The organism is Oleiphilus sp. HI0080, from assembly GCF_001635135.1.
Genome location: NZ_LWFU01000980.1, coordinates 1 through 1,152, shown reverse-complemented (window position 1 = coordinate 1,152; position 1,152 = coordinate 1). Strand labels below are relative to the sequence as shown.

At 49.1% G+C, this 1,152-nt stretch carries 3 protein-coding genes; all 3 read left to right on the top strand.

The annotated features are described in order from the left end of the window. On the top strand, window positions 1-343 hold a 343-nt coding region (locus tag A3751_RS18780), incomplete at its 5' end, for a TlpA disulfide reductase family protein (protein WP_068458543.1). Further along, window positions 340-666, top strand: coding sequence for a DUF4266 domain-containing protein (locus A3751_RS18775; protein WP_231871693.1), 327 nt, complete (start codon window positions 340-342; stop codon window positions 664-666). The genes A3751_RS18780 and A3751_RS18775, both read left to right, overlap by 4 nt. Then, a partial coding sequence (locus A3751_RS18770) for a DUF3570 domain-containing protein (RefSeq protein ID WP_231876937.1) occupies window positions 653-1,152 on the top strand: 500 nt, incomplete at its 3' end. The genes A3751_RS18775 and A3751_RS18770, both read left to right, overlap by 14 nt.

Below are 1,152 nucleotides of genomic sequence, written 5' to 3'. Positions count from 1 at the left end.
TGTGATGCTTAATTTTTGGGCCTCATGGTGCGGTCCTTGTAGACAAGAAATGCCGCTGATGGATGACATCTATGAAAAATATCAAAAATTCGGCTTCACCATACTCGCGGTGAATGTTGATGAAGATTCTGCCGATGCGGATCGCTTTCTTGATGCCGTTCCAGTGACCTTTCCGATTCTCTATGACAATGAGAGCCGGATAAGTGAACTGTATGGCGTAGACGCAATGCCGACGACAATTATGATCGATCGCGAAGGCAATGCGAGGTTTTTACACCGTGGCTATAAGCCCGGGTACGAAGACGATTACCTTAAACAAGTTAAGAAGTTAATCCGCGAATGATGTTCATAATCAAACAACGCATTCAGCCTTCCGGTAACGATCGGGCTACGGGGCGAAGTTTGTTCGCTCGATCAAAAGGCAAGGCTAAGTGCCGGATCGCTCCTTTCTTTACTGCTGTTGTCGTCTTGTTTGGCGCTACGGTTAGCGGCTGCGCAGATATCAAACCGTGGGTGAAACCCTACGAGCGAGACAATCTCGCAGACCCCATCATGAGCCTAAGCCGTCATGGTTATGCAGACGCGTATATGCATCATGTTTATCAAGCACGAGAAGGTGCGAGAGGTGCTGAAGGTGGCACAGGGGGAGGCTGTGGGTGTAACTAAAAAATCAGTTAAGGTATTCGCTCACCTGGTTGCCGCCCTCACGAGCATAGCGCTTTATAGCGTCAACACCTTTGCAGCGACGTTACCACCAGATGCGGTTGATATCATGCATCATCGCTATGATGGAGGGGGCATGGAGATTAGCGGCCCATCTGTTCTAGTGCGAAAGAGTATTGGGCCACAAGTGTCCGTAACAGGTCATTATTACGTCGATTCAATTTCGGCGGCATCTGTTGATGTAATCGCGACGGCAAGCGAGTACGAAGAGGAACGGACAGAATTTAGTGGCGGAATAGACTTTCTGCACGAGAAAACGATTCTTAGTGGTGGGTATACCAATAGTAGCGAAAACGATTATGAAGCAAACACCGCGTATTTTTCGGTGGCTCAAGACTTCTTTGGTGATCTGACCACCTTGTCGCTCGCTTACGCTCGTGGTTGGGACTCTGTCGGGAAACGGGGGCAGGCAGAAAGCGACTGGAAAGA

What these genes read in the sequence shown, in the direction of transcription:
- A3751_RS18775 (WP_231871693.1), top strand. Translation starts at nt 340, where the DNA reads ATGATGTTCATAATCAAACAACGCATTCAGCCTTCCGGTAACGATCGG.